Source organism: Phaeocystidibacter luteus, assembly GCF_008933115.1.
GTDB classification, from domain to species: Bacteria; Bacteroidota; Bacteroidia; order Flavobacteriales; family Schleiferiaceae; genus Phaeocystidibacter; species Phaeocystidibacter luteus.
In genome coordinates this window covers 212,610-236,066 of record NZ_WBVO01000002.1, presented here as the reverse complement: position 1 = coordinate 236,066, position 23,457 = coordinate 212,610, and the positions used below count along the sequence as shown (strand labels likewise).

The 23,457-nt window shown below is 46.1% G+C and carries 24 protein-coding genes; 14 read left to right on the top strand and 10 right to left on the bottom strand.

Annotated elements, in window-relative coordinates; genetic code table 11:
• Positions 1 to 8: 8 nt before the first annotated feature.
• Positions 9 to 773 carry a TerB family tellurite resistance protein gene (locus tag F8C67_RS04860; RefSeq protein WP_151666681.1) on the top strand — a complete coding sequence of 255 codons (765 nt, stop codon included), beginning with the start codon at positions 9 to 11 and terminating at the stop codon, positions 771 to 773.
• Here the strand turns inward: F8C67_RS04860 and F8C67_RS04855 are convergent.
• The gene (locus F8C67_RS04855; protein ID WP_151666680.1) at positions 770 to 1,426 is read right to left on the bottom strand and encodes a SanA/YdcF family protein; all 657 of its coding nucleotides are present in this window, start codon (positions 1,424 to 1,426) and stop codon (positions 770 to 772) included. The genes F8C67_RS04860 and F8C67_RS04855 overlap by 4 nt on opposite strands.
• Positions 1,427 to 1,540: 114 nt before the next feature.
• Here F8C67_RS04855 and F8C67_RS04850 point away from each other — a divergent pair, with 114 nt between their 5' ends.
• Positions 1,541 to 2,515, top strand: a complete 975-nt coding sequence (locus F8C67_RS04850) for a polyprenyl synthetase family protein (protein ID WP_151666679.1) — start codon at positions 1,541 to 1,543, stop codon at positions 2,513 to 2,515.
• Positions 2,516 to 2,606: 91 nt separating this feature from the next.
• Positions 2,607 to 4,595, top strand: coding sequence for a T9SS type A sorting domain-containing protein (locus F8C67_RS04845; protein ID WP_151666678.1), 1,989 nt, complete (start codon positions 2,607 to 2,609; stop codon positions 4,593 to 4,595).
• A gap of 78 nt (positions 4,596 to 4,673) precedes the next feature.
• On the opposite strand, the gene F8C67_RS04840 is transcribed toward F8C67_RS04845, so the two are convergent.
• Positions 4,674 to 5,054: a phage holin family protein gene (locus F8C67_RS04840; protein WP_151666677.1), complete on the bottom strand. Its 381-nt coding sequence runs from the start codon at positions 5,052 to 5,054 to the stop codon at positions 4,674 to 4,676.
• Positions 5,055 to 5,102: 48 nt separating this feature from the next.
• Between F8C67_RS04840 and F8C67_RS04835 the strand changes: the two genes are divergently transcribed.
• From F8C67_RS04835 to F8C67_RS04790, 9 genes are all read left to right on the top strand, one after another.
• Positions 5,103 to 6,977 (top strand): M1 family metallopeptidase, encoded by a 1,875-nt coding sequence (locus tag F8C67_RS04835; protein WP_151666676.1) that lies wholly within the window; start codon positions 5,103 to 5,105, stop codon positions 6,975 to 6,977.
• A complete protein-coding gene (locus F8C67_RS04830; RefSeq protein WP_151666675.1) occupies positions 6,978 to 7,943 on the top strand; it encodes a glycosyltransferase family protein in 966 nt (321 codons plus the stop codon).
• Positions 7,943 to 8,668, top strand: coding sequence for a DNA alkylation repair protein (locus tag F8C67_RS04825; RefSeq protein WP_223277516.1), 726 nt, complete (start codon positions 7,943 to 7,945; stop codon positions 8,666 to 8,668). Before F8C67_RS04830 ends, F8C67_RS04825 begins: the two co-directional genes overlap by 1 nt.
• Positions 8,669 to 8,671: 3 nt before the next feature.
• Positions 8,672 to 10,057, top strand: a complete 1,386-nt coding sequence (locus F8C67_RS04820; protein WP_151666674.1) for an aldehyde dehydrogenase family protein — start codon at positions 8,672 to 8,674, stop codon at positions 10,055 to 10,057.
• Positions 10,058 to 10,117: 60 nt separating this feature from the next.
• Positions 10,118 to 11,032, top strand: a complete 915-nt coding sequence (locus F8C67_RS04815) for an AraC family transcriptional regulator (protein WP_151666673.1) — start codon at positions 10,118 to 10,120, stop codon at positions 11,030 to 11,032.
• 534 nt (positions 11,033 to 11,566) lie between these two features.
• A complete protein-coding gene (locus tag F8C67_RS04805) occupies positions 11,567 to 11,887 on the top strand; it encodes a DUF3817 domain-containing protein (protein WP_151666672.1) in 321 nt (106 codons plus the stop codon).
• A complete protein-coding gene (locus F8C67_RS04800; protein WP_151666671.1) occupies positions 11,884 to 12,093 on the top strand; it encodes a hypothetical protein in 210 nt (69 codons plus the stop codon). The genes F8C67_RS04805 and F8C67_RS04800 overlap by 4 nt, the downstream gene beginning before the upstream one ends.
• Positions 12,094 to 12,570: 477 nt before the next feature.
• Positions 12,571 to 13,032, top strand: a complete 462-nt coding sequence (locus tag F8C67_RS04795; protein WP_151666670.1) for a hypothetical protein — start codon at positions 12,571 to 12,573, stop codon at positions 13,030 to 13,032.
• On the top strand, positions 13,020 to 13,835 hold the full coding sequence (locus F8C67_RS04790; protein WP_151666669.1) for a hypothetical protein: 816 nt from the start codon (positions 13,020 to 13,022) through the stop codon (positions 13,833 to 13,835). Before F8C67_RS04795 ends, F8C67_RS04790 begins: the two co-directional genes overlap by 13 nt.
• A gap of 8 nt (positions 13,836 to 13,843) precedes the next feature.
• On the opposite strand, the gene F8C67_RS04785 is transcribed toward F8C67_RS04790, so the two are convergent.
• The 6 genes from F8C67_RS04785 to trmB form a co-directional block, all read right to left on the bottom strand.
• Entirely contained in the window at positions 13,844 to 14,536 is a 693-nt protein-coding gene (locus F8C67_RS04785) for an alpha/beta fold hydrolase (protein ID WP_151666668.1), read from the bottom strand.
• A complete protein-coding gene (gene dnaG, locus F8C67_RS04780; RefSeq protein WP_151666667.1) occupies positions 14,533 to 16,518 on the bottom strand; it encodes a DNA primase in 1,986 nt (661 codons plus the stop codon). The genes F8C67_RS04785 and dnaG overlap by 4 nt, the downstream gene beginning before the upstream one ends.
• A gap of 283 nt (positions 16,519 to 16,801) precedes the next feature.
• Positions 16,802 to 17,404 (bottom strand): DUF502 domain-containing protein, encoded by a 603-nt coding sequence (locus F8C67_RS04775; protein ID WP_223277515.1) that lies wholly within the window; start codon positions 17,402 to 17,404, stop codon positions 16,802 to 16,804.
• Positions 17,401 to 17,754 (bottom strand): MmcQ/YjbR family DNA-binding protein, encoded by a 354-nt coding sequence (locus F8C67_RS04770; protein WP_151666666.1) that lies wholly within the window; start codon positions 17,752 to 17,754, stop codon positions 17,401 to 17,403. Before F8C67_RS04770 ends, F8C67_RS04775 begins: the two co-directional genes overlap by 4 nt.
• Position 17,755: 1 nt before the next feature.
• Positions 17,756 to 18,112 (bottom strand): MGMT family protein, encoded by a 357-nt coding sequence (locus tag F8C67_RS04765; RefSeq protein ID WP_151666665.1) that lies wholly within the window; start codon positions 18,110 to 18,112, stop codon positions 17,756 to 17,758.
• Positions 18,109 to 18,789 carry a tRNA (guanosine(46)-N7)-methyltransferase TrmB gene (gene trmB, locus F8C67_RS04760; protein WP_151666664.1) on the bottom strand — a complete coding sequence of 227 codons (681 nt, stop codon included), beginning with the start codon at positions 18,787 to 18,789 and terminating at the stop codon, positions 18,109 to 18,111. Before trmB ends, F8C67_RS04765 begins: the two co-directional genes overlap by 4 nt.
• Before the next feature lie 506 nt (positions 18,790 to 19,295).
• Here trmB and F8C67_RS04755 point away from each other — a divergent pair.
• Both F8C67_RS04755 and F8C67_RS04750 read left to right on the top strand, forming a co-directional pair.
• Positions 19,296 to 20,840, top strand: a complete 1,545-nt coding sequence (locus tag F8C67_RS04755; RefSeq protein ID WP_151666663.1) for a glycine--tRNA ligase — start codon at positions 19,296 to 19,298, stop codon at positions 20,838 to 20,840.
• 97 nt (positions 20,841 to 20,937) lie between these two features.
• On the top strand, positions 20,938 to 21,204 hold the full coding sequence (locus tag F8C67_RS04750; RefSeq protein WP_151666662.1) for a hypothetical protein: 267 nt from the start codon (positions 20,938 to 20,940) through the stop codon (positions 21,202 to 21,204).
• A 73-nt stretch (positions 21,205 to 21,277) separates the two neighbouring features.
• Here the strand turns inward: F8C67_RS04750 and F8C67_RS04745 are convergent, their stop codons facing one another.
• Positions 21,278 to 22,900, bottom strand: a complete 1,623-nt coding sequence (locus F8C67_RS04745; protein WP_151666661.1) for a S41 family peptidase — start codon at positions 22,898 to 22,900, stop codon at positions 21,278 to 21,280.
• Complete coding sequence (locus F8C67_RS04740; protein ID WP_223277514.1) at positions 22,897 to 23,325, bottom strand: deoxycytidylate deaminase; 429 nt, start codon at positions 23,323 to 23,325, stop codon at positions 22,897 to 22,899. Before F8C67_RS04740 ends, F8C67_RS04745 begins: the two co-directional genes overlap by 4 nt.
• Positions 23,326 to 23,457: the final 132 nt, after the last annotated feature.

Here is a 23,457-nt window from a genome sequence, read left to right as displayed (position 1 = left end):
TTTATAGCGTGAAAAGAATTTGGACAATCATAGGAGGGGTTAGCGGATGGATACTAGGCGGCCCCATTGGAGCATTAATTGGCGCTGCGGCAGGTGAATACCTAACGTCTACGGACAGCAGCGAAAAGAAAGAAAGAGAAGCCAGAAGGTTCACCACCGGTGGAAAAAGAACGGGACGTGACCATACGCAAGCAGGGGATTTTCACCTGAGTTTACTTGTCCTCTCCGCGGTAGTAATCAAGGCCGATGGAGTGGTAGACCAACGCGAGCTAGACTTCGTCAGAAGCAAGTTTGTTTCACTTTTCGGGAAGGAAAAGGCAAATGAGAGCTTTCGAATCTTCAAAAGTTTAGTGGATAAGGACATCCAAACCGCTCAAATCACAGAGCAGATTCGTAGAAACATGGCCCACTCTGGCCGACTTCAACTCGTGCATTTCCTCTTTGGAATTGCCTTGGCTGATGGATCCGTAGATGCAACCGAGCTCAACGTGATTCGCAAAATTGCTCGTAACCTCTACATCAGCGATGCCGACTTTGAGTCGATTCGCGCAACGTACAATCCTGCAAGCAACCTTGAATCCGCTTATAAAATCTTAGAGATTGACAACAATGCCACGGACGACCAAGTGAAAAAGGCCTATCGAAAGATGGCCGTGAAATACCATCCGGACAAACTCCAACATTTAGGTGAGGATGTAATTAAGGCAGGTCAGGCTAAATTCTTAAAGGTTCAGGAAGCCTACGATAGTATTTGCAAAGCACGGGGCATTTAATCCGCAGGAATGTGCTCTTGTGGCCCGAGGTGGCGTGGCTCTGTACCCAAAACATACACGTCTAGCACCATTTTCGTTCTAGCCAATGCTTCGCGAATTCGGGTCTTGAGTCCAAACCCAACGGGAACATCCTTTGCATTGAAGCCAATGGCATGAATACCTTTTGCCCGGGCAATGTACGTTGCACGTTGGTTGTGAAAAGCCTGACTGATTACAATCACTGAATCTTGCTGGAAGACTTCTTTAGTTCTCACCATGGAATCAAAAGTCCTTAGTCCGGCATAATCAAGATGAATTCGGTTGGGTGGTACACCGTTCTCCAACAGGGCCTTTCTCATTTCCTCAGGCTCATTGTAATAGATGGTTCGATTATCTCCGCTTACCAGAATTCGATCAATCTTGCCTTTGAGAAATAAGCGAGTTGCGGCGTCAATCCGGTATTTGAAATAGAGGTTATCACGACCGTCTACAAGTTTTGGCGAAGTACCCAATACTACCCCGACGTGTGCGTGAGGGGTTTCTTCAACTGAAGAATAGCAATACGCGGTAGTTTTATGCGTAACATGCCGGTCGGCCAAGAGCACAATGACTACCAAAGCCACTCCTATTCGGAGGATTCGGCGGAACCATATGCTCTTGAATAATCGGATCATGATGCTTGATTGAACGGAAAAGATAGTGCGCAATTATAGGTCGCTCAAAATCTTTCAAATATTATTGAAAATGGTCCAGATTAATTGGGCCTTTGCTACCTTTGAGGCCATCGCATGGCTTCCATCGACCACATCAAAAAACCCATAGCGGGAGAAATGGCCGCCTTTGAACCTAAGTTCAAAGAAGCCATGAAGAGCAAGGTTGCCCTGCTCGACCGCATCACCCATTACATCGTTCGTAGAAAGGGCAAGCAACTGCGCCCTATGCTCGTGTTCCTCACCGCTAAAATGCACGGCGAAGTAAACGAGTCTACCTACCGCGGCGCAAGCCTCATTGAGCTGATGCATACCGCCACATTGGTACATGACGACGTTGTGGATGACGCAAACATGCGTCGTGGTTTCTTCAGCATTAATGCCCTTTGGAAGAACAAAATTGCCGTTCTCGTGGGCGACTACCTCTTGTCAAAGGTGCTCTTGCTAGCGGTTGACAATGACGAAAGCCAACTCCTTCAAATTGTATCTACCGCAGTTCGAGAGATGTCTGAAGGCGAACTTCTTCAAATAGAAAAGGCCCGACGCCTCGATATCAATGAAGACGTTTACTTCGAGATTATTCGTCAAAAAACCGCATCTCTGATTGCCAGCTGCTGCGGTGTTGGAACAGCTAGTGTTGGAGCAGATGCAGACACCGTCAAAAGAATGCGCCAATTCGGCGAGTGGTTGGGCATAGCGTTTCAGATTAAGGACGACCTCTTTGATTACGAAGCAAGTAATAAAACTGGGAAGCCAACAGGTATCGATATCAAGGAGCAAAAGATGACCCTGCCTTTGATCTACGCACTTAACAATGCGTCTAGTTCTGATAAGAAACGAATTATCAGAATTGTGAAGAAACATCACGACAATCCCAAGAAGGTGGCTGAGGTTATCGCTTACGTTCAACAAAGCGGTGGTATTGAATATGCCACTCAACGCATGAATGAATACAAGGAGAAGGCACTGGAAATACTGGCCTCCTATCCAGAGTCGGAGTACAAAACGGCGATGACTGAATTGGTCGATTACGTAATCGAGCGCGTCAAGTAGTATCATACTCGACCGGAGCCCTCCTTTCACACTTTCAAATCTCACTCCAAGCCAGCGTTTTGCGCTATCTTGCACATCTAACACAAACGGAATGAGACAAACAACTACGCTTCTTGTACTACTCTTCGCCCCGCTTTTCGCACTTGCGGGTCCTGGTGATACAACTGTGGTAAGAGCCATGGATCACCTTGACATGACATGGTATGGCAATTACCGTGACACGGCCATCCTGCCGGACGGAAATACGAGCTACAACAAAATTCTGATGGTGTACACCATGGGATGCGCCAGCAACGGATGCAGCGATTGGGACTACACAACTGCTATCCATCTCTACGAACCTACCGGAGCGCTCGATTCAAACGTAGCTTCAATAGATACCATTTCTACGAACCCTTTGGTTATAGATACCACTTGGAACGTCTTCGAAGTGAAGCGCATTTGGGAACTGGGCCGCGTTATTACTCCATACGGAGGCTACATGCGCCAAGGTTCGGCCGGATACGACAATAACTGGGAGCATCCCTTTGTGTTTGACGTCACGGATTACGCCCATCTCCTAAAAGATACGGTTGCCTTTTCGGCAATTTATAAAGGTTGGTCTAGCGGCTTTAGCGCGACCGTCGATTTCATCTTCATCGAAGGAACAACACCCCGTCCTGTCGTGCAAATGGACAGGGTTTATCACAGCTACGGGCAATACATTCAAACCTCAACTTTCGAAAACACACACTTGCCTCCGCGAAAAGTAGCGGCAAATGCGGCGGCTGTAGATGGACAATTCAGATTCACACCAACAGGTCACGGCTTCGTGAATTCACTCAACTGTGCGGAGTTCTGCAACCGACACTTCACGTTGTACAGAGATGGTAGCCAAGTGGCTCGTCACGATATGTGGAGAGACGATTGTGGAATGAATCCTATTTATCCACAAGGAGGAACTTGGCTCTACGACAGGGCGAACTGGTGTCCGGGCGACGATGCCATCATCTTTAAAGATGAAATCGGAGCAATTGACGCAAATACACAGGATAGTATCGAACTTAATATTGATGTGGAAGCATATAGTTACACTGTTCCATCTGGAGAAACGCCGGCAGGATATGAGCTCCACGGCGTGCTAGTGCAGTACGGTGACTTTCAAATTGATGTCGACGCCGAATTAACCGAGATTATTGCGCCAAACCTCGAAGATGAGTACCGCAGATACAATCCAGCTTGTAGAGAAGCGATAGTTCGAATTACAAATCGAGGTGGAGATGCCCTTACCAACGCAACCATCCGTTATGGAATTCCAGGAAGTTGGATTCAGGATATGGCGTGGACCGGTAACTTGGAGTTTGGAGAGTCTGAGGTGGTATACCTCCCAATGGTTGGACCTTGGCCGTGGGATAATGCTCAAAGTGCAGAATTCATGGCGCAAGTGGTCGTGCAAAACGATGAAGTAGCCTACAACAACATGAAGCATAGCAGCTTTGAAATTCCAGTGGTACACCCTCACAACCTAGTGGTGGTAACGCGTACGAATGCAGCCGGAGCAGAAACTCACTGGGAGCTTTACGACGATGCCGGAAGCGTTATTGCAAGTCGCGATAACATGGCGAGCAACCAGTTCTTCTACGACACCCTCGACCTTGCTAGCGGATGCTACGAATTGAGAATTATGGATCGCGGAGAAGATGGACTCGCTTGGTGGGCGAACAACGACGGAGCAGGATACGTCCAGTTGCGAAACAATGGCGGCACAAATCCACTCTTCCTAAAACTTCCAACTGATTTTGGAACGGAGTACCGACACATGTTTACCATTGGTGGGGAGCTATCAACTTCATCTGAGACACTAGATGAATTCCTCGACGTAGCACCAAATCCATCGAACGGCGTATTTGAGATGCTCTACAGTGGAAATGGAGCTGTTGAAAGCTGGACTGTTGTAGACATGCAAGGCCGACCTATTCAAACAGGGAAAGCTGAAGCGACTCGAACCATGATTGACCTCTCCGGAAATCCGAGTGGAATTTACTTCTTGAATGTCATCACCAATGAAGGTGCAATCACCAAGAAACTTGTACTGAACTAGATTCAGGATCATTAACTTATTGAAAAGGCCGGTGCTGAAATAATTCAACACCGGCCTTTTTCTATGTAGATGGTTTAATCAGTCTCGTTGTTGTCGTTCTCCAAAACTGTAGAGAATACTATTGATAATAGAAATCAATAGGCTGAAGAACACGGCCCACCAGAAGCTATCTACTCCGAAGCCGTCAATCCAATCTGCTGCTACGTAGATTACTATCGCATTGATCACAAATAAGAATAGTCCAAATGAGAACAGCGTGAGTGGCAGAGTGAGGATAATCAGCAACGGTTTCAGCGTCACATTTAGCAGCGCAAGCACCGCTGCCACTATGATTGCCTTGGTTGGACTTGCTACATGAACTCCGGTTAGGAGGTACGACGCGAGTAAAATACTCAACGTGTTTACCAGTAGCGAGATAAAAATATTGCGTGGTCGGTTAGACTCGTAACGAATTTCCATACATCGAATCTACGACTTTTTTACCTTGGTGTCCTCAAAGTCATTCCCATGAAAAAACTTGCATTATTGGCTGCGGTAGCTATGGTAGCTTGCCAATCGCCTTCCGACAAAAACACGGACTCAACTAGCGGTGATATGAATCAGAAATATGCCGAAGACATACACAGCTTCTCAAAGCCGAATGAGGCAGCGGTGAAGCACTTGGACATCACTTTGGATGTCGATTTTGAAACAAAGATGATCACTGGCATTGCCGACTGGACTATCGAAACTGCAGAAGGAGCTGAGGAAATCATCTTTGATACCGACATGCTCGACATCGAAAGTGTGTCAACCAATGACGGCGGTGAAGTTGAATTCACGCTTGGAACAGAAGATGAAATTATGGGCGTTCCGCTCGTCGTGCCCATTACGTCGAGCACCGAGCACGTAGTGATTACCTACAAAACTAGTCCAGACGCGAAAGCACTCCAGTGGTTGGATCCTGAGCAGACTTCGAGCAAAACTGCTCCTTTCCTACTAACGCAGAGCCAAGCAATTTTGGCTCGCACCTGGATTCCTTGTCAAGATGGCCCAGGAATTCGCTTCACCTATAATGCGGATGTTTCTACTAGAGCCGACCTCATGCCTGTAATGAGCGCAGGAGGCAATCCAACAGAGCTTTCTGAGAATGGAACATACCATTTTGAAATGCCACAGGCCATTCCAAGTTATTTGATGGCGTTGGCAATTGGCGACATTGAGTTTCGCGCTATTGGTGAGAATACAGGAGTTTATGCTGAACCAAATATCGTAGAGGATGCCGCCTGGGAATTCGCCGATATCGATGCGATGATTACCGCTGCCGAATCACTTTACGGTCCATATGCATGGGGTCGATACGACATTATCGTGCTTCCGGCCAGCTTCCCATTTGGTGGAATGGAAAATCCACGAATCACCTTTGCAACGCCAACCATTTTGGCGGGTGACCGCAGTTTGGTTAGCCTCGTTGCACACGAGCTCGCACACAGCTGGAGTGGCAATTTGGTGACCAATGCCACTTGGAATGACTTCTGGCTAAATGAAGGTTTCACCGTGTACTTCGAGCAGCGCATTATGGAAGAAGTTTATGGTAGAGATTACAGCGAAATGCTCGCTAGCCTTTCTCACGAAGGCCTAAAAGATGAGGTTGCTGAATTCATGAAAGAGCATCCAAACGATACGAAATTGGCCATCGATTTGACAGATAGAAACCCAGACGATGGAGTAACAACCATCGCATACGACAAGGGCTATCACTTCCTTCGTTTGGTTGAAGAAACCGTTGGACGTGACCGTTTTGATTCATTCTTGAAAAACTATTTCAAGACACATGCTTTTGAGGTAATGACTACAGGGCAATTTGTAGCCCTACTCAAAGAAGACCTACTTACAGAAGAAGAGGTTGCAAGTATTGGGGTTGACAAATGGATTTATGAAACCGGTCTACCTGAAAACGCTCCAGTTCCATCGCCTGCTCGTTTCGAAAATGTAGACAAGGCCGTTGCCATGTTCATGGAAAACGGAGAGTTCTTGGCTACTGAAACTACAGACGAATGGTCTACGCATGAGTGGTTGCGATTCATTCACGGACTTGAGGGTGCTACGCTAGCTCAGGTTCAGGCTGCAGACGAGAAATACGGCTTTACACAAAGCGGGAACAGTGAGATTCTCGCAGCATGGTTCCAACCAGCTATCCGTGCTGGATACGAACCGGTTAAACCAGTAGTAGAAAACTTCTTGATCAACGTGGGTCGTCGTAAATTCCTAACCCCTACTTATCGCGCGATGCTAGAGAGCGACAAGTCTGATTGGGCCATGAACGTTTACACGAAGGCGCGTCCTAACTACCACGCCGTTGCTCGCGAAACGATGGACCACCTCCTTAACTACGAAGGTTAAATGGTGGTAAGTGGATTTACGTTCGTTCGCAATGCTGACAAACTCTACATCCCTGTTAAGGAGAGTATAGAGAGTGTTCTGCCATTGTGCGATGAATTTGTAATCGCCTTAGGTGACAACGATGCGAGCGACCGAACGGAAGAAATCATCCGTTCGATTGATTCAGATAAGATCAAGATTGTTCGCACCGTTTGGGACAAGGATGGAAAGTACTTGAAGAATACGGAGTACGCACATCAAACCGACATTGCGAAGCAAAACTGCTCGGGTGATTGGCTGCTCTATATTCAGTGTGATGAAGCGATTCACGAGAAAGACCATCCCGAGATTCGCGAAGCACTAGAAAAGTACGTTGACGATCCGCAGGTGGAAGGGTTTCTCTTCAACTACAACCACTTTTGGGGCGATTACGACCATGTGCATCGTTCGCATGGATGGTACAAGCACGAGATAAGAATTATCCGAAACAAGCCGGAGATTCACAGCTGGAAGGATGCGCAGAGCTTTCGTGTGTTCGACAAATTCGAGGAGGACACCTATGAAGAATACATGCGGACAGAAGGAACCCGCAAGTTGCGTGTGATTCCGCTCGATGCGTACATCTATCACTATGGTCATGCTCGTCCACCACGTGTGATGTCAAACAAGCGCAAACAAACCTTCGGAACCTTCCACGGCAAGAAAAAGGGAGAGCGGTTGTTGAAAAATATGCCCGACGAATTTGACTATGGTCCGTTGAACCGAATCCCAAAATTCAAGGGGACTCATCCAGCCGTTATGGAAGAATGGATGAAGGACTTTCATTGGAAAGAGAAACTTCAATACTCCGGTTCACCGAATAAATATCGTCAGAAGCATAAACACGAAAAGACGAAGTATCGATTGGTTTCCTTTATTGAGAACACCTTCAATGGTGGAAACCCTCTTTGGTCGTTTCAGAACTTTGAATTGCTAAAGAAGAAATAGTGGTAAAATCGTCAGCCGATTTGGTAACCGCCCTAGAAGCGCTAAGCATTCCCGCGAGAAAAGAACACAATCCAAAGTTCTTCAAATCGGGCAAAGGGGAATATGCGGAAGGCGACTTATTTATAGGGAACAAGGTTCCGGATATGCGCGCTGTGGCGAAGGATTTCTATCCTAATATGTCCGATGCAGAGATGATTAAATCCCTGCATTCGAAATGGCATGAGGTCAGACTGACTGCTGTTTTCATCCTCATTCATAAATACAAGAAAGCTCGGAAAGACCAAACTCGCCGCGAAGAACTGATACAGATTTACCTAAACAATCTGGAAGGAATCAACAATTGGGACTTGGTAGACTCCTCCGCCCCTTACCTGCTGGGAGATTGGTTGTTGGATAGGGACCGAGCAATCCTTCGAGAGTTTGCGTTGGAGGAAGACCTCTGGAAAAACCGAATTGCGATGGTTTCGACCTATTGGTTCATTAAAAACAAGCAGTACGGTGACACTCTGGAGTTGGCCGAGGTCTTGTTGTTTCACGAGCACGACCTCATTCACAAGGCGGTAGGTTGGATGTTGCGAGAGATGGGCAATAGAGAACCTGTGCTACTTCGACAGTTTTTAGAGCATCATGCGCACCATATGCCTCGAACTGCGTTAAGGTATTCAATTGAGAAGCTCGACAAGGAAGAGCGAACTCATTGGATGACCGCAAAAGACAGACAGTAGAAGATGATGAATGCAAATGAGCTTGAAGAAATAAAGGACTTACAAACGGCCTTTTTCCAATCGAATGCCACGCGTGATTATAGATTCAGACTAAAATACCTGAAAGCCTTAAAGCGGGGAATTCAGGAGATGGAAGAAGAGATTATCGCCGCCTTGAAAAGCGACTTTAGCAAGCCAAAGTGGGAAACTTGGACGTCTGAAATCGGATTGCTCTATTCAGAAATTGACCATTTCACGAAGCACTTGAAACGCTGGGTTCGTCCGAAATCCGTCCCTTCTCCTCTTCCCCTTTTCCCCAGCCGAAGTAAGATTTACAGCGAGCCGATGGGTAGATGTTTCATCATTGCTCCCTGGAACTATCCATTCCAACTCGTTTTCGAACCCTTGATAGCGTGCCTGGGCGCAGGAAATACAGCTTTGGTAAAACCTTCGGAGCTTACCCCGGCAACGGCAAAAGTTGTTGAGAAGCTCATCACAAAGATCTTCCCAAAGGAATATGTCGCCGTTGTTCAAGGTGAAGGAGAAAAGGTCGTACCCGAGGTGTTCGACGCCTATCGTCCGCAGCACGTATTCTTTACAGGCTCGCCGGCCGTGGGCAAGATTATCGCCAAGAGGGCAGCCGAAGATTTAGTTCCTTGCGTGCTCGAACTCGGAGGTAAGAGTCCAGCTATAATTGATGGGACAACCCCCATGAGAACGACGGTGAGGCGCATCATCTTAGCCAAATTCTTGAATGCTGGTCAGACCTGCGTGGCGCCAGACTACATCTTGATTGAAAAATCGGCAAAAGAGAATTTTCTTGTGGTGATGTCGGAGGAGTTAAAGAAGAGCTATGGCGAGAATCCTATGCAATCTGCTGATTTGGCTAGTATCATCCATGATAGAGCTTTTTCGCGACTGACGGAGCTCATGCGTGATGGTGACATTGCGATTGGAGGAAAACACGATGCGTCTAATCGAAGAATAGAACCCACCCTACTTACCAATGTATCGTTGGATTCACGGATCATGAGGGAAGAAATTTTCGGCCCGATACTACCCGTTATCGAATACAACAGCTACGAAGAGATTATCGATACGGTTAGGAGAAATCCTGACCCACTTTCGCTGTACGTCTTCACGAAATCGAAGAAATTACAAAAGGGAATCATTCGAGATTTGAGCTTTGGTGGAGGAAGTGTGAACAATGCCGTTGTTCAATTCACGAGTAGTGAGATACCATTTGGCGGGGTTAGAAACTCGGGTCAGGGTAATTACCATGGCAAATTTGGGTTTGACGCATTCTCACATCAGAAAGCGATGGTTAGCTCAGGAATGTGGTTTGACCCAGGATTCAAATATGCGCCGTATACGGAATGGTCATTGAAGGTGTTGCGGAAGTTGTTCTAGCACCTCCTACTCAAGATTCATATATTGGGAAACCTCAATACTGGATTGGGTCCCCCTTGAATGAAACCATCCATCAAAACATATAAGTCTGAGGATTTCAGGAAAGAATATCTCAATGATGACCCTGAACTGAATAGGTTATTTGAGAAGAGTATTGTTGATTTCTTCTGTTTGCGCGTAGAAGATCTCATCGAAGGTGTGCTTAAACCCATTAAACCTTCAAGGGAAGAAAGCCACACGATAATTTACATCACTGAAGGATCGTACAAAACGAAAATTGGCTTCGAAGAGTACACAGTTGAGGCGGGCAACGTTTTGGTCATTCAGGCTGGAACTGTGTTCTCGGTCGAGCATATCATCACAAAAAATAAAGGCTTTACTTGTCACTTTCATCCAGACCTTCTCGAAGGACGATTTGGAAACCGCTCGCTTGTATCGGAGTTCGAATTCTTGGAGGTGGGACATCCTTCGGTTGTTAACGTTGATCATCACTCAAAAGGTGCCGTAGATAACGTATTTGAAAGACTTGTACGTGAGTTTAGGAGTGTTGACAAACCCAATCCACAAATCATTCAATCGTATTTATACGCACTACTCTCCGAGTTAAACGTGTTATTTGGATTGAACAGCTATAAGGAGCGTAACAGCTTCATTCGTATTGTTTCTAAGCTGAAATCCCTTGCTCACACTCACGCACAGAAGAACTTGAAGGTGTCTGATTTCGCCGAGTTGATGAACCTCAGCCCGAACCACCTAAACAAGGCAGTGAAGGCGATTACCACAAATTCGGCCTCCCAACTCATCGATGAGGTGAAAATGATCGAAAGTAAATACCTCCTATATCAATCTGATCTTTCTATAAGTGAAATCTCATTTGAGATGGGATTCTCAGACCCTTCATACTTTACAAGATTCTTTAAAAAGAAGGAAGGCATTGCCCCATCTGAATTCAGAAAAATGATTGAAAAGTCCTAGTAATGGAATGATTGATACCATGTGTTGAATTTAGGTGAATCTAACTTTGCACCTCTCAAACGACACAGAGTATGTATGCATTTGCCTTACCCTTACATTCCTTATTTAGATGGCTTGTCCTTGTTGCCCTATTGCTTTCTATCACAATTTCCATCGCGGTATTCTATATAAAAAGAGATTCTCGAAATCGGATAACAAGCTTCGTCACAGGACGGCGACTATAGCGCACATTCAGCTCATCATTGGTATTCTTCTGTATTTGAAAAGTCCCATCGTTTCCTATTTCTTTAACAACAAAACGGAAAGTTCCACAAACTGGGACCCAACGTTCTACGGGGTTGTTCATATTTCGTTGATGATTCTAGCGATAGTGACGATAACCATCGGCTCAGCAAAAGCGAAAAGACAGAATCAAGACTTAGATAAGTTCAAAACCATGCTGCTTTGGTATTCAGTTGGTTTAATGATCATTCTGATCGCTATTCCTTGGCCCTTCTCACCCTTGGCAAACCGACCCTTAATCCGACCCTTCTAATGAGACGATACTTCAACTCAAATATTGGACGCCTTCGCATGTTGGCATTTCTGGAGGGGACTTCATTGATAGTTCTTGTCTTTGTAGCCGTTCCTTTGAAGCACCTCTTTTCGATGGATGAACTATCGAAAATTTTAGGACCTATTCACGGCGCACTTTTCGTTCTGTTCATTCTGAACACTATTGGTGTTGCCACCGAGTATCGATGGAAATTCAGAAGCACAACATTCAAGGTGATGATTGCGTGCATAATTCCTTTTGGGACGTTTTACATCGACAGAAAGATTCTGAGACCTATTCACTTAAAGAGCGAATCATGAATGTTTACGTCTTTAAAACTTCTGTAGAAGAGAATACTCTAGAACATGTCAATCAACTTTTGGACGGCGTTCTTAGCGGTAGCTCATGGAGTTTTGACTTGGAGGATAGGGATAAAATCTTGAGAATCGTGTGCGATGAGCTCGATACGACATTGCTCACCACGTGCTTCAATAATGAGGGATTCTTTATTGAAGAATTGGAATAGTACCAATTAGAGCATGAGTTTCAATACTCAAATCATCTCCAATGAAGAACAAATACGTACTAGCACGCTCAATTTCCAATCAAATTCCCATTCGGTTGGATTCATCTCAAAATATTTTTTTGAAATCAGGACCAATTCAAAAATAGTGCTTGATATTTGAGCAAACAGCCTGTCACACTACACTAGTTGACCACCCAGTTACAGCTGTTTAGGCCTAGACCAAAGTTGAAGTGACTTTAGTCCATATAGCATTCGGAACAATTCTGAATCGGTGCCTATACGAAATGGGTGATTTTAAAACTACTTGTTATGACAGGTAAAACTTTTCTCAGCTTTTCATGGAGATTTATACCTCCAAATTGTACTTCACTGATTTTAGCAGTGAGCGTCAGTTTTCTTTTTGTCAGGTGTGGTGAGAACACCATTAATGAACAGATTCCTTCTGACAGACATTTCGAGAATCTATCTCTGACTTCGATGCTGGAATTTGAAATTCCATCTGAAGTCAAGGATGAAGTTTATTTAGCAGAAGAAGTATCTACTATTATCCTTGGTCCTTTCGAGCATACAGGGTTTGATGCAGAATCAACCGAAGTATTAGCCACTGGATACCTTAGAGTCAGAAGTACTTCCAAGGGAATAGTTAGCGTTGAGTGTTCGGCAGACCTTGTTTTGGCCCTTGGCACGAATACACGAATTTTTGTTGATGATCCTTTATGGAAGCAACGCTTGATGGATATGTTTGAGAACACATACCCGCTTTCAGGAAAAACGGACGGGTGGCTTTCTGACGTTGGTGACTGGTTCGTAAGAAATTTTTGGGGAGATAGAGAACATGGTCCATGCAATGATCATCCCGCTATGAACTTCCGACTCTATTGGTACGATCACTGGTTGTGGGGAGAACACTCTTACAATACGGAGCCATGTCCAAACTAGTAATATATCTACTCATAGCACTACCTGGCATTGCACAATGTCAGGTAGTGCTATATGACCGTATGGCGAAAGAACAAGTGAGTGATTATGTTATAATCATCGCTGATTCTATATCAGATTTGACCTTCACCCAGAGCACTTCTGGGAAAAGATGCCTTTTTGATTTGGCGATAATATCTTGTGGTTATCACTCCTTACGTTTATCAAAAAATGAATTACTCCCTGACACACTTGAAATGATCAAAATGCATCATGATCTCCTGGAGGTGGAGGTGTATTCCGAGGGTGCTCTGCGAGAATATAAATCAGCAGCCAAGAGGCCGAGGATTGAATTCTCCCCTGACCTTGGCCAGCTAGGGTATTTCATTCCAACTGGAGACACATGTAAGTGGAAGACTCTGATCCTCCATGATGTGAAAAAAATTGAAACCAACGATTCGGATTTAACGAGGTATAGAATTGCATGGATCAACATACAGGATTCCTTACCACTCACCAACCCCGATTCTATATTCTCTGCTCAAGTCTTCTATGAAATTGATGTGTTGGCTGTACATGACAGAACAGGCAACAGATCCGACCACATACTAGAATTACCTCAATTTGAATTCCAGAATTTTCGAACAGCTGAAGCCTCGTATCTCGGAATAATGGTACTTCCCCTTGACCCTGTTGAATTAGCTGGTGGTCAGGTCGGAAATCCATTGAATTCAGTGATAATTAGTCCAGTCAGTTTGGAAGGCAATGTCCTTTCAGCGTCAGGAATGTACTTCGGTTTGGATTATTCGCTAATGAGTAAGTGATTCAGAATTTATCTTCCGAATACTCGAGTCACTAATCTCGAAACTGCTTCAGGCTCCAACTTCTCCAGCGGATGCTCCCAACCTTCTATTTCTTCATATCGGGCATCGACGAGTGAAAGGCTAACGCTCTCAGACTCCTCTCGACTGACCATCTTGTCTTCACTGCCGCGAGTGATAACTACCGGATGTTGAATGAACTGAAGGTTGTGCTCATTGAGCAACGGATTCGCGCCTAGTGTGGTCATGAGTTGAGACGTAGCACTTAAAACATCCTTCCAGGCTCCACCATGCAGCGACTGTAAATGAGCCGCATACTTTGGTACCTTCTCCTCCAACAACGCTGGATCGAGGTATCTCATTTCCCTCTTAGCTCCTTCCACAGACCAATCAAACTTGGTCCCCAGGGTCAAGATGTGACGAATTCTCTCCGGATGTGTACGAACAGTGAGAAGGGCAATGTACCCTCCCATACTGTAGCCAAAGACGTCAGCTCCCAAAATATTGTTCTCACCAAGCCATTTGCCGAAATGAGCGGCTAAAGTGCCCATTTCAAACCCTTCCTCTGGCACGTCTTGTCCGCCATGCCCCGGACATTCGTACGCAAAAACCTCTCTGCTTGTTTGTTGTCGAATTTCCCGAGCAATAGGCTCCAGTTGTGAACCTGCCCCAAGAGCGCCGTGAAGGAGTACAATTGGATTCAAATCACTCGGTTTAGTTGGAGATTGATTTTGTTGCGCATCTTAGTGTACTTCTGAATTCGGTCCAAAGCATCACGAGAATCCTCTAAGGTGTGTTCCTTGAGTTGATCCTTTACGTCAGCAATTAACTTTTCAACCTTGCAGGCCTTGAATCGAAGTACAGCCTCGATGGTAAACTTCGACAAATGCACCGATCGATCCGTTATGAAAACTTCTTTTCTCCTCCAGTCACTCAGGGCGTATCGTTCGGTCATCAAATCCGTCGACATTGACGAAATACGTTGATCTTCGGATCTGGCAAAGTCCTTCCCGGTAGGAATAGGATCCTCATTCTTATAAGCCTCGAGCACCTGATCGTATACCGTTTGGAAGATGGCATTCTCGAAGGTAAATCCATCGTCCATCAATTCCTCTAGAATAAAGATCCCGGCCGGCTCTTCTATCTTCTCTTTGTTCTTAGGGTCTTCTGGATCTTCGTCATACCGGATGATATCTTCCGCGTGATTCAGCAAAATCCAAATGATGGCCTCTTCTTGCTTGTAGTGAAGGCTATCTTGAGCATCTGAGAGAAAGGCTTCCTCCGTAGCGGTAAGCGACTCAGGCGGCGCCACTTCCGGACGAACGACTTCCATGCGTCGCTGCTCGGTGCGAGAACGCTTTGCCTTATCGTCGAGATGCTTTTTGCGAAGTTGAGCGAGTTCTGCGTAGAGAACTTTCTCTTCCATCTCCATAATTTGCGCACATGTACGCAGGTAGATATCGCGAGAAATTTCGTCAGGTATCAGAGCAATGCTCTCTACAATATCTCGAATCACATTCGCCTTGGCGATAGGGTCGTTCTTGCTATCAGCCATCAACATTTTAGCCTTGAAGCTGATGAAGTCGGTCTCTTCCTCCTTCAGGTAATCTTCAAGTTCATGTTGAGGATGTTTGCGAGCGAAACTATCCGGATCCTCTCCATCAGGGAAAAGGAGCACGCGAACGTTTAAACCTTCTTCGAGAATTAGGTCAATTCCGCGGAATGATGCTTTAATACCGGCCGCGTCGCCGTCATAAAGTATCGTAACGTTGTTCGTCAGCCTTCGAATGAGCCTAATCTGCTCCACAGTAAGTGCCGTACCAGAGCTAGCTACAACATTCTTGATTCCCGCCTGAGTGAGAGAAATAACATCGGTGTACCCTTCAACGAGTAGGCACTTATCCTTTTTTACGATCTCGCCTTTCGACTGATAAAGGCCGTAGAGGATCTTGCTCTTATGGTAAATCTCACTCTCTGGAGAGTTGAGATACTTTGCGGTTTTCTTGTCGTTTCTAAGTGTTCTCGCCCCGAAGCCTAGCGTTCTGCCAGAAAGACTATGAATAGGGAAAATTACCCTACCCCAAAATCGGTCTAGCAACTCACCCGAGTCACGTTTGATGGACAAACCGCTTTTGACGAGAAACTCTTCTGCGTACCCTTTCGAAATCGCCTCATCACTAAAGATTCCGCGTCCATCTGGCGAGTACCCGAGATGGAAATTCTTGATGGTCTCTTCCGTGAATCCGCGCTCTTTGAAATAGCTTAGTCCGATGTTCTTCCCTTCTTCAGAGTTCCAGAGTCTGTCCTCAAAATATTTCTGGGCGTATTCTGAAACGACATACAAGCTTTCGCGTTCCGAAGCTGCTTCGCGCTGTTCATCGGTAACTTCATCCTCTTCAATTTCCACGTTGTACTTGCGCGCGAGCCAGCGCAACGCTTCTGGATAGGTAAAGTGCTCGTGCTCCATCAGGAATGTCACGGCCGTACCACCCTTACCAGAAGAGAAATCTTTAAAAATCTGTTTAGCGGGAGAAACGATAAAACTCGGGGTTTTCTCGGTCGTAAAAGGACTCAGCCCTTTCATGGAACTCCCAGATTTTTTGAGCTGCACAAACTCCCCAATAACCTCTTCAATTCGAATGGCGTCGAAGATTTTATTTATGGTGTCTTGGGAGATGCGGCTCATGGGGGCTAAGGTAACAATTTAGAGGGTTGGAGGGTGAGAGGGTTGGAGGGTTAGACTGGACGTAAAGTCTAAGGCTTGAGGCTTGAGGCTTGAGGCTTGAGGCTTGAGGCTTGAGGCTTGAGGCTTGAGGCTTGAGGCTTGAGGCTTGAGGCTTGAGGCTTGAGGCTTGAGGCAATATACTTCCGCTCTCGAAAATACAAGGCTTCTTTTGCAGCGCATGCTGCAATCCTTTCACAGCCGCTAGGCTGGGAACCTTTTGTCCGACTAAAAAGGAGGACAATCCTTATGCGCCAGCATCCTCCTCTTTCTCCCCCACCTCCGTAATCCCACCAGCGAGGATATACTTCATCACATCGGTTGAATTTTCTTTTACTTCAGTGATGTACTTCGGCGGAACCATGAAGAGTTGTCCGGAAATGGCGAAAGAATGCGGCACATAAACCGTTACCAAGGTGCCTTCATCGTCTTTCAAAAGGTCTTGAGCGTCATCCGTCACAAAACCCAATCGGCGAATCTCACTGTTCTCGTATAGCTTGATGAGAACAGGGTGTTTGAATCCTTTGCGCTGACCCGTAAAGCTCTTTAGAAAATCCTTAATGGATGTGTAAATCAGATTGAAAACCGGGATGCGCTCTAGCTTATCTTCAATCAAACTAAAGATTGGAAACTTGAGGAGGTAGCTTCCAAAAACACCAACTGCCGTAACGCCAACGAAGATTACGATAACCCCTAGACCGGTGAAACTCATTTCGGAGTCTTCGGGTAAGAGTCCATCAATCATGTGATCTACCCAATAAAAAACCTGGTAGAATGCGTAAAGTGTTACAGCCACAGGGGCCGTATATAGCAGTCCTTGTAAAAAGTACTTGATGACTCTCTTAATCATAGCTCTTCCAGTTCGCGTTGTGCTTTTTTCGTAAGCCCCTTTACCACAAGCTCATAGCTGTGTTTGATTAGGTCGATTACGAGATCTCTAGGTGTAATATCAGTAGCAACAGAGTTCCAGTGCTTCTTGCTCAGGTGCCAACCCGGATTGATTCCGTCATATTCCTCGCGAAGTTCAATCGCTCTTTCTGGGTCGCACTTCAAAGAAATAGATGGAGTTGGACTCTCGAGTGGAATAATGGCGTACATCTTACCCATCACTTTGAATACGAGTGTTTCATTATCAAAGGGGAAGGTCTCTTCTGTGGCTTTCAAAGTCATGCAGAAGGCGTGCAGTTCTTCGACGTTCATACTAGTCGATTTTGGTGGTTACGTCAAGTCCTAATTCCGTGATGGGATTCCAGAATACTGAATCGAAATCTTGCACGCAATCCTCTATGACTTTCACACCTTCGTTCTCCAGGAGTTGCTGCATCAATTTCGAACCTTGAAAGTAGTGCTTTCCCGTAAGCATCCCTACTCTATTGACTACTCTATGCGCGGGCACGTCATGTTGATTCATTGAGGCATTCATGGCATACCCAACCATTCGAGCGCTACGCGGAGCACCCACTGCCTTGGCAATAGCGCCATAGCTCGTAACGCGGCCTTCTGGAATCTTTCGAGCTACGTCATAAACCCTTTCGAAGAAATCGGACTTATCGCTCATTGAAACCTAAACCTTAGGTAATTGATAGGTTTACCTTGTTCGCGCCACATCTCCTCATAATACGTTTGAATTGTGAAGAGTATATGCTCTGGATCCTGCTCCTTGAGTTGGAAATCTATGTCGTGATAAGCCTCTTCAACCGGGTAGCCCAGCATTTGCACCACGCCATGCGTATACCCGTGCAGGAATTCGCTATCGCATTTGAGGTGAACTACCCCGCGATCTGAAAGCACCTTCCTGTACATTGACAGAAACTCGGGATTTGTCATCCTGTGCTTCATGCGCTTATACTTAATCTGTGGGTCGGGAAACGTAATCCAAATTTCATCAATCTCCCCTTCGGCGAAGGTTTTGTCAAGCAGTTCGATTCGAGTCCGCAAGAAGGCAATGTTAGTCAGACCCTCGTCTTGCGCCCATTTAGCGCCGTTCCAAAGTCGGTTGCCTTTAATATCCATCCCGATGTGGTTCACGTCTCGGTTGCGCATGGCTAAACCGAAGGTATACTCGCCTCTACCACATCCGAGTTCCACAACGATGGGATTATCGTTCTTAAAGAACTCCTCTCTCCACTTGCCTTTGAGTTCAAATTTATCGGCGTTCACGTCGGCCCAATTCGGCTCTATAACGTGACGCATTTCCGCGTTCTCGGCGAACTTCTTCAGTTTGTTCTTGGCCATGAGGCAAAGATAAGGTTACTGGGGGATTGAAGGGGCGTTGGACATATGGACCTATGGACCAATAGACTATTAGACTTTTGGAGGGTTAGAGGGTTAGACTGATGACTCGTCCTGATTTTGGTTGAAAGATGTGTCTGAAGATGATCGATGCGACGCTATTGATAGGCTGATGCAGTTACCAACGGAGGTATGGTGAATCTAGGCACTGACAACCCTACCCTCTGCCCATCTGACCTTCTGCCCCTCCAAAGGTCCAACCATCCAACCCTCCAACCCTCCAACCCTCCAACCCTCCAAAAGTCTAACCCTCTCCCGAATCGGCTGCGCCTCTCGGGATTCCTCCCTTCGGTCGGAACATCAGTCTATCAGTCCAAAAGTCTATTAGTCTATGAGTCCAACCCTCTAACCCTCCCCTCACCCCCACTAATTCTCCCCCCAATACTCCCCCACTTCCCAAGGAAGATTAACTTTGCAGCCGAATTAAACGACACTAACGAAAGATATCGATGGCCGCACAACCAGAAGATCAGTTCAAAAACGTGATTAGTCACGCCAAAGAATACGGTTTTGTATTCCAAAGCAGCGAGATTTATGACGGCCTCAGCGCCGTGTATGATTACGGTCAGAATGGTGCCCTCCTCAAGAACAATATCAAAGAGTATTGGTGGAGAAGCATGGTTCAACTGCACGAGAATATCGTAGGTCTCGATTCGGCCATCTTCATGCATCCCGAAGTGTGGAAAGCATCCGGCCACGTTGATGCGTTTAACGATCCAATGATCGACAATAAGGACAGTAAAAAGCGCTACCGCGCTGACGTCCTCATCGAAGATCACATGGAAAAGATTCGCCAAAAGGCAGATAAAGAGGTAACTAAAGCTGCCAAGCGCTTCGGAGAATCATTCGACGAAGCGATGTTCCGTCAAACCAACCCTCGTGTGCAAAAGTACATGGGACAAATCGAGGACATCCGTGGACGATTCGTGGACGCGCTCGAAAAGAATGACCTCGAAGCACTCCGAAACGTTATCGTTGAAGAAGGAATTACGTGTCCTGTTTCCGGTTCCAAGAACTGGACAGAGGTTCGCCAATTCAACCTCATGTTCGCCACCAAGATGGGATCTGTGGCAGAAGATGCAAACGACCTTTACCTTCGTCCAGAGACCGCCCAAGGCATCTTCGTGAATTTCCTCAACGTGCAGAAAACCGGTAGAATGAAAGTTCCATTCGGCATCGCACAAATCGGAAAGGCCTTTAGAAATGAAATCGTAGCGCGTCAGTTCATCTTCCGTATGCGAGAGTTCGAACAAATGGAAATGCAATTCTTTGTTCGCCCAGGCGAGGAAATGAAATGGTACGAGTACTGGAAAGAACACCGCATGAAGTGGCACCAGGCACTCGGATTCGAAGAGGGGTCACACCGCTACCACGATCACGATAAGCTCGCACACTATGCGAACGCGGCCGCTGACATAGAATTCAACTTCCCATTCGGCTTCAAGGAGCTTGAAGGTATTCACAGTAGAACGGATTTCGACCTCAACCGCCATCAAGAATTTAGCGGTAAGAAGCTTCAGTACTTCGATCCTGAAATCAACGAGAACTACGTTCCGTACGTAGTAGAAACATCGATTGGATTGGATCGCATGTTCCTCGCTATTCTTTCTAAGGCATATGAGGATGAAACACTAGAAGACGGCAGCCAACGCACCGTTCTTCGCCTCCCTCTACCTCTAGCACCAGTGAAGGCTGCCATTTTGCCGCTCACCAAAAAGGACGGCCTTCCAGAAATGGCCCGTGAGATTTTCAACAAGCTCAAATTCGACTTCCAAGTACAATACGACGAAAAAGACGCGATTGGCAAGCGCTACCGTCGTCAGGATGCGGTCGGAACTCCGCTCTGCATTACCGTAGACCACGATAGCCTTGAAGATCAAACGGTAACAATTCGTCACCGCGACTCCATGCAACAGGAACGCGTAGCGATTGATTCGTTAGAGGCAAGATTGAGAGAGCTTGTGAGCATGGAAAGCCTCTTGAAAACACTGTAATTCTTTTGTAGGAATCCTCTGTACAGATTTGCACAGGTCGTAAATAATTCTACTTTTGCGCCTTCCTGAGCTTAAACTCACTAACTAACACGAGATTATGAAAAAGGTTAGCCTTTTTGCTACTGCACTTGCAATGGTTGCTATGGTAGCATGCAACAACGCTGAATCAAACGCTGAAGAAGCTGCTGATCAGGTAGAAGAAACAATGGAAGAAGCTGGAGACGCTGTTGAAGAAGCAGCTGACGAAGCTGGCGACGCTATGGAAGACGCTGCTGAGGATGCAGGTGAAGCCATGAACGAAGCTGGTGAAGAGATGGATTCTCTCGCTACTTCTGCTGAAGAGTCTATGGAAGAAGCTATGTAATTAGCTTCCTTCAAAAAGCAAAAGCCGCACTGGTATCAAACTAGTGCGGCTTTTTATTTTAGGTGGATTCCGATCAAGGCTCAACTACACGTGGAACCGTATCCGTCCAAGCACCCCAATTTATCATAGCGGCCCGCACCGTTGGATCGTCCTGGTAAACCACTGGATAGAATCCATCTAGTCCCCAGATATTCTTTCCGATGAGCGCCTTCAATCTTTGCTCGATGAAGTCCCTCATCACCGCATCAATTCTGTTCTTAACTTCTGATGCTCCCAAGTGTGCTAGCAATTCGTTGTAAACCCCATTGCTAACCGCCCAATTCTTCACATATTCCTCAGCGGTCATATCCGCAAACTCGGCACGGTGTCTGTCCACATACTCAAACGCAAACTCATCAACATTACTGTAGCTGAATTTGTGATAAAGCCAGCCATTCGTGTAAATAGAACTGTCAATCGGCACAAAAATGTCTGGCATTATGCCTCCACCTCCATACACGACTTTTCCACCTTTGGTTATGTATCTGTCAGAAGGGTCAAATTGAGAGCTATCAGGCTTGAAGAGCTCACCGTTCTCCACACGTCGATAATAGTCGCGCTGATAAGATTCGTATCCATTATCGTATGGCTTCTGAATGCTACGCCCTGTTGGAGTATAATACCGCGATGTGGTAAGCCTCATTCTGGAGCCATCGCTCAAGCGCATTTCTTCTTGAACAAGGCCTTTGCCGAATGAACGTCTCCCGATAATGGTCGCCCTGTCGTTATCCTGCAATGCTCCCGCAACAATTTCAGCGGCAGATGCCGAATTCTCATTGATGAGCACAATAAGTTCACCCCTCTCAAAAATTCCTCTCGAGGTCGCGAAGGTCATATCCTTGTCACCTTCTCTATTCTGAGTATAAACGATAAGTTGATCTTTCTTTAGGAAGGCATCAGACATCTCTTCGGCGATACGAAGCAGACCGCCTGGGTTATCTCGAAGATCTAGGATTAGGCGATCCATACCTCTGCGTTCGAGACTGCGGATGGCTACCTCGAATTCATCCATGGTTGTTTCTGAGAAACGATTCACCTTAATGAGACCGATAGAGTCGTTCACAAGATAGCTTACATCTACACTTCGAATGGGTATCGGACCTCTTTCAATCTGAATCTTCCTGAGTGCATTGCCACCTCTTTGGGCAACTTCTACGACAACCTCGCTTCCCGAAGGTCCGCGAAGTGTTTCAATAATCGGCGCGGTCACCTTGTAATCGCCTATAGCCGAAACTCCATCGATAGATACGATTCGATCTCCGGCTTTTACACCGGACGACTGCGCTGGGCCACCATCGACGACTCGCACCACGGTAAGTGAATCGCGATTCATGTGGAATTCGATACCAATCCCTTCAAAATGTCCTTGTATGCTCTCTTCGTTTGCTTGCACGTCTTGCTCCGCTATGTATGAACTGTGCGGATCGAGACGGTGTAGCATATCGCGAATCGTCAGATCGAGTAGGCTATCCGTATTTACATCATCAACATATTCGTAATCGATATAATTGATGATTTGTCGAATCTTCTGCTCCTTCTCTTCTTCGCTCAACAAGCGTGTTGGTCGGGCTGGATAATCGTATCTCGACCCGATAAACATACCGAGAACGAGCGTTGCGGCCGTGACCAAAGGCAAGTAGATCTGTGCTGCTTTCATTCTTCTTCTGGATTCAACTGACAAACTTCTACGCCTGCTTTTTCGAGAAATTCCAGGCCAGAAGTATCCTTGTAACGTTCGATGTACACTAAACGTTTAATCCCTGCTTGGTGAACCAGCTTACTGCAGTCCTTGCAAGGCGACATTGTCAGGTACAGGGTTGCCCCTTCGCAACTGTGATTTGAGGAAGCAACCTTAGTAATAGCGTTGGCTTCTGCGTGAAGCACATACCATTTGGTATATCCCTCTTCGTCTTCGCAAATATTCTCGAAACCAGATGGAGTACCATTATAACCATCGCTGATGATCATTCGGTCTTTCACGAGAAGGCTGCCTACTTGTCTGCGCTTACAATAAGAAAGCTTGGCCCATTCACTGGCCATTCGCAGATAAGCATAATCGTATTTACGCTGCTTTGGAGTCACGAAAGTGTTACTAGGAAATTGAAATTGTCAGCTCAAGCACAAGGAACCAAAGGTAGCATTTTGGTTCAGCTGATGAAACGGTTGAAATTCATCACCCTTACAAAGATAAAAAGGAAGGGAAACAAAAAAGCC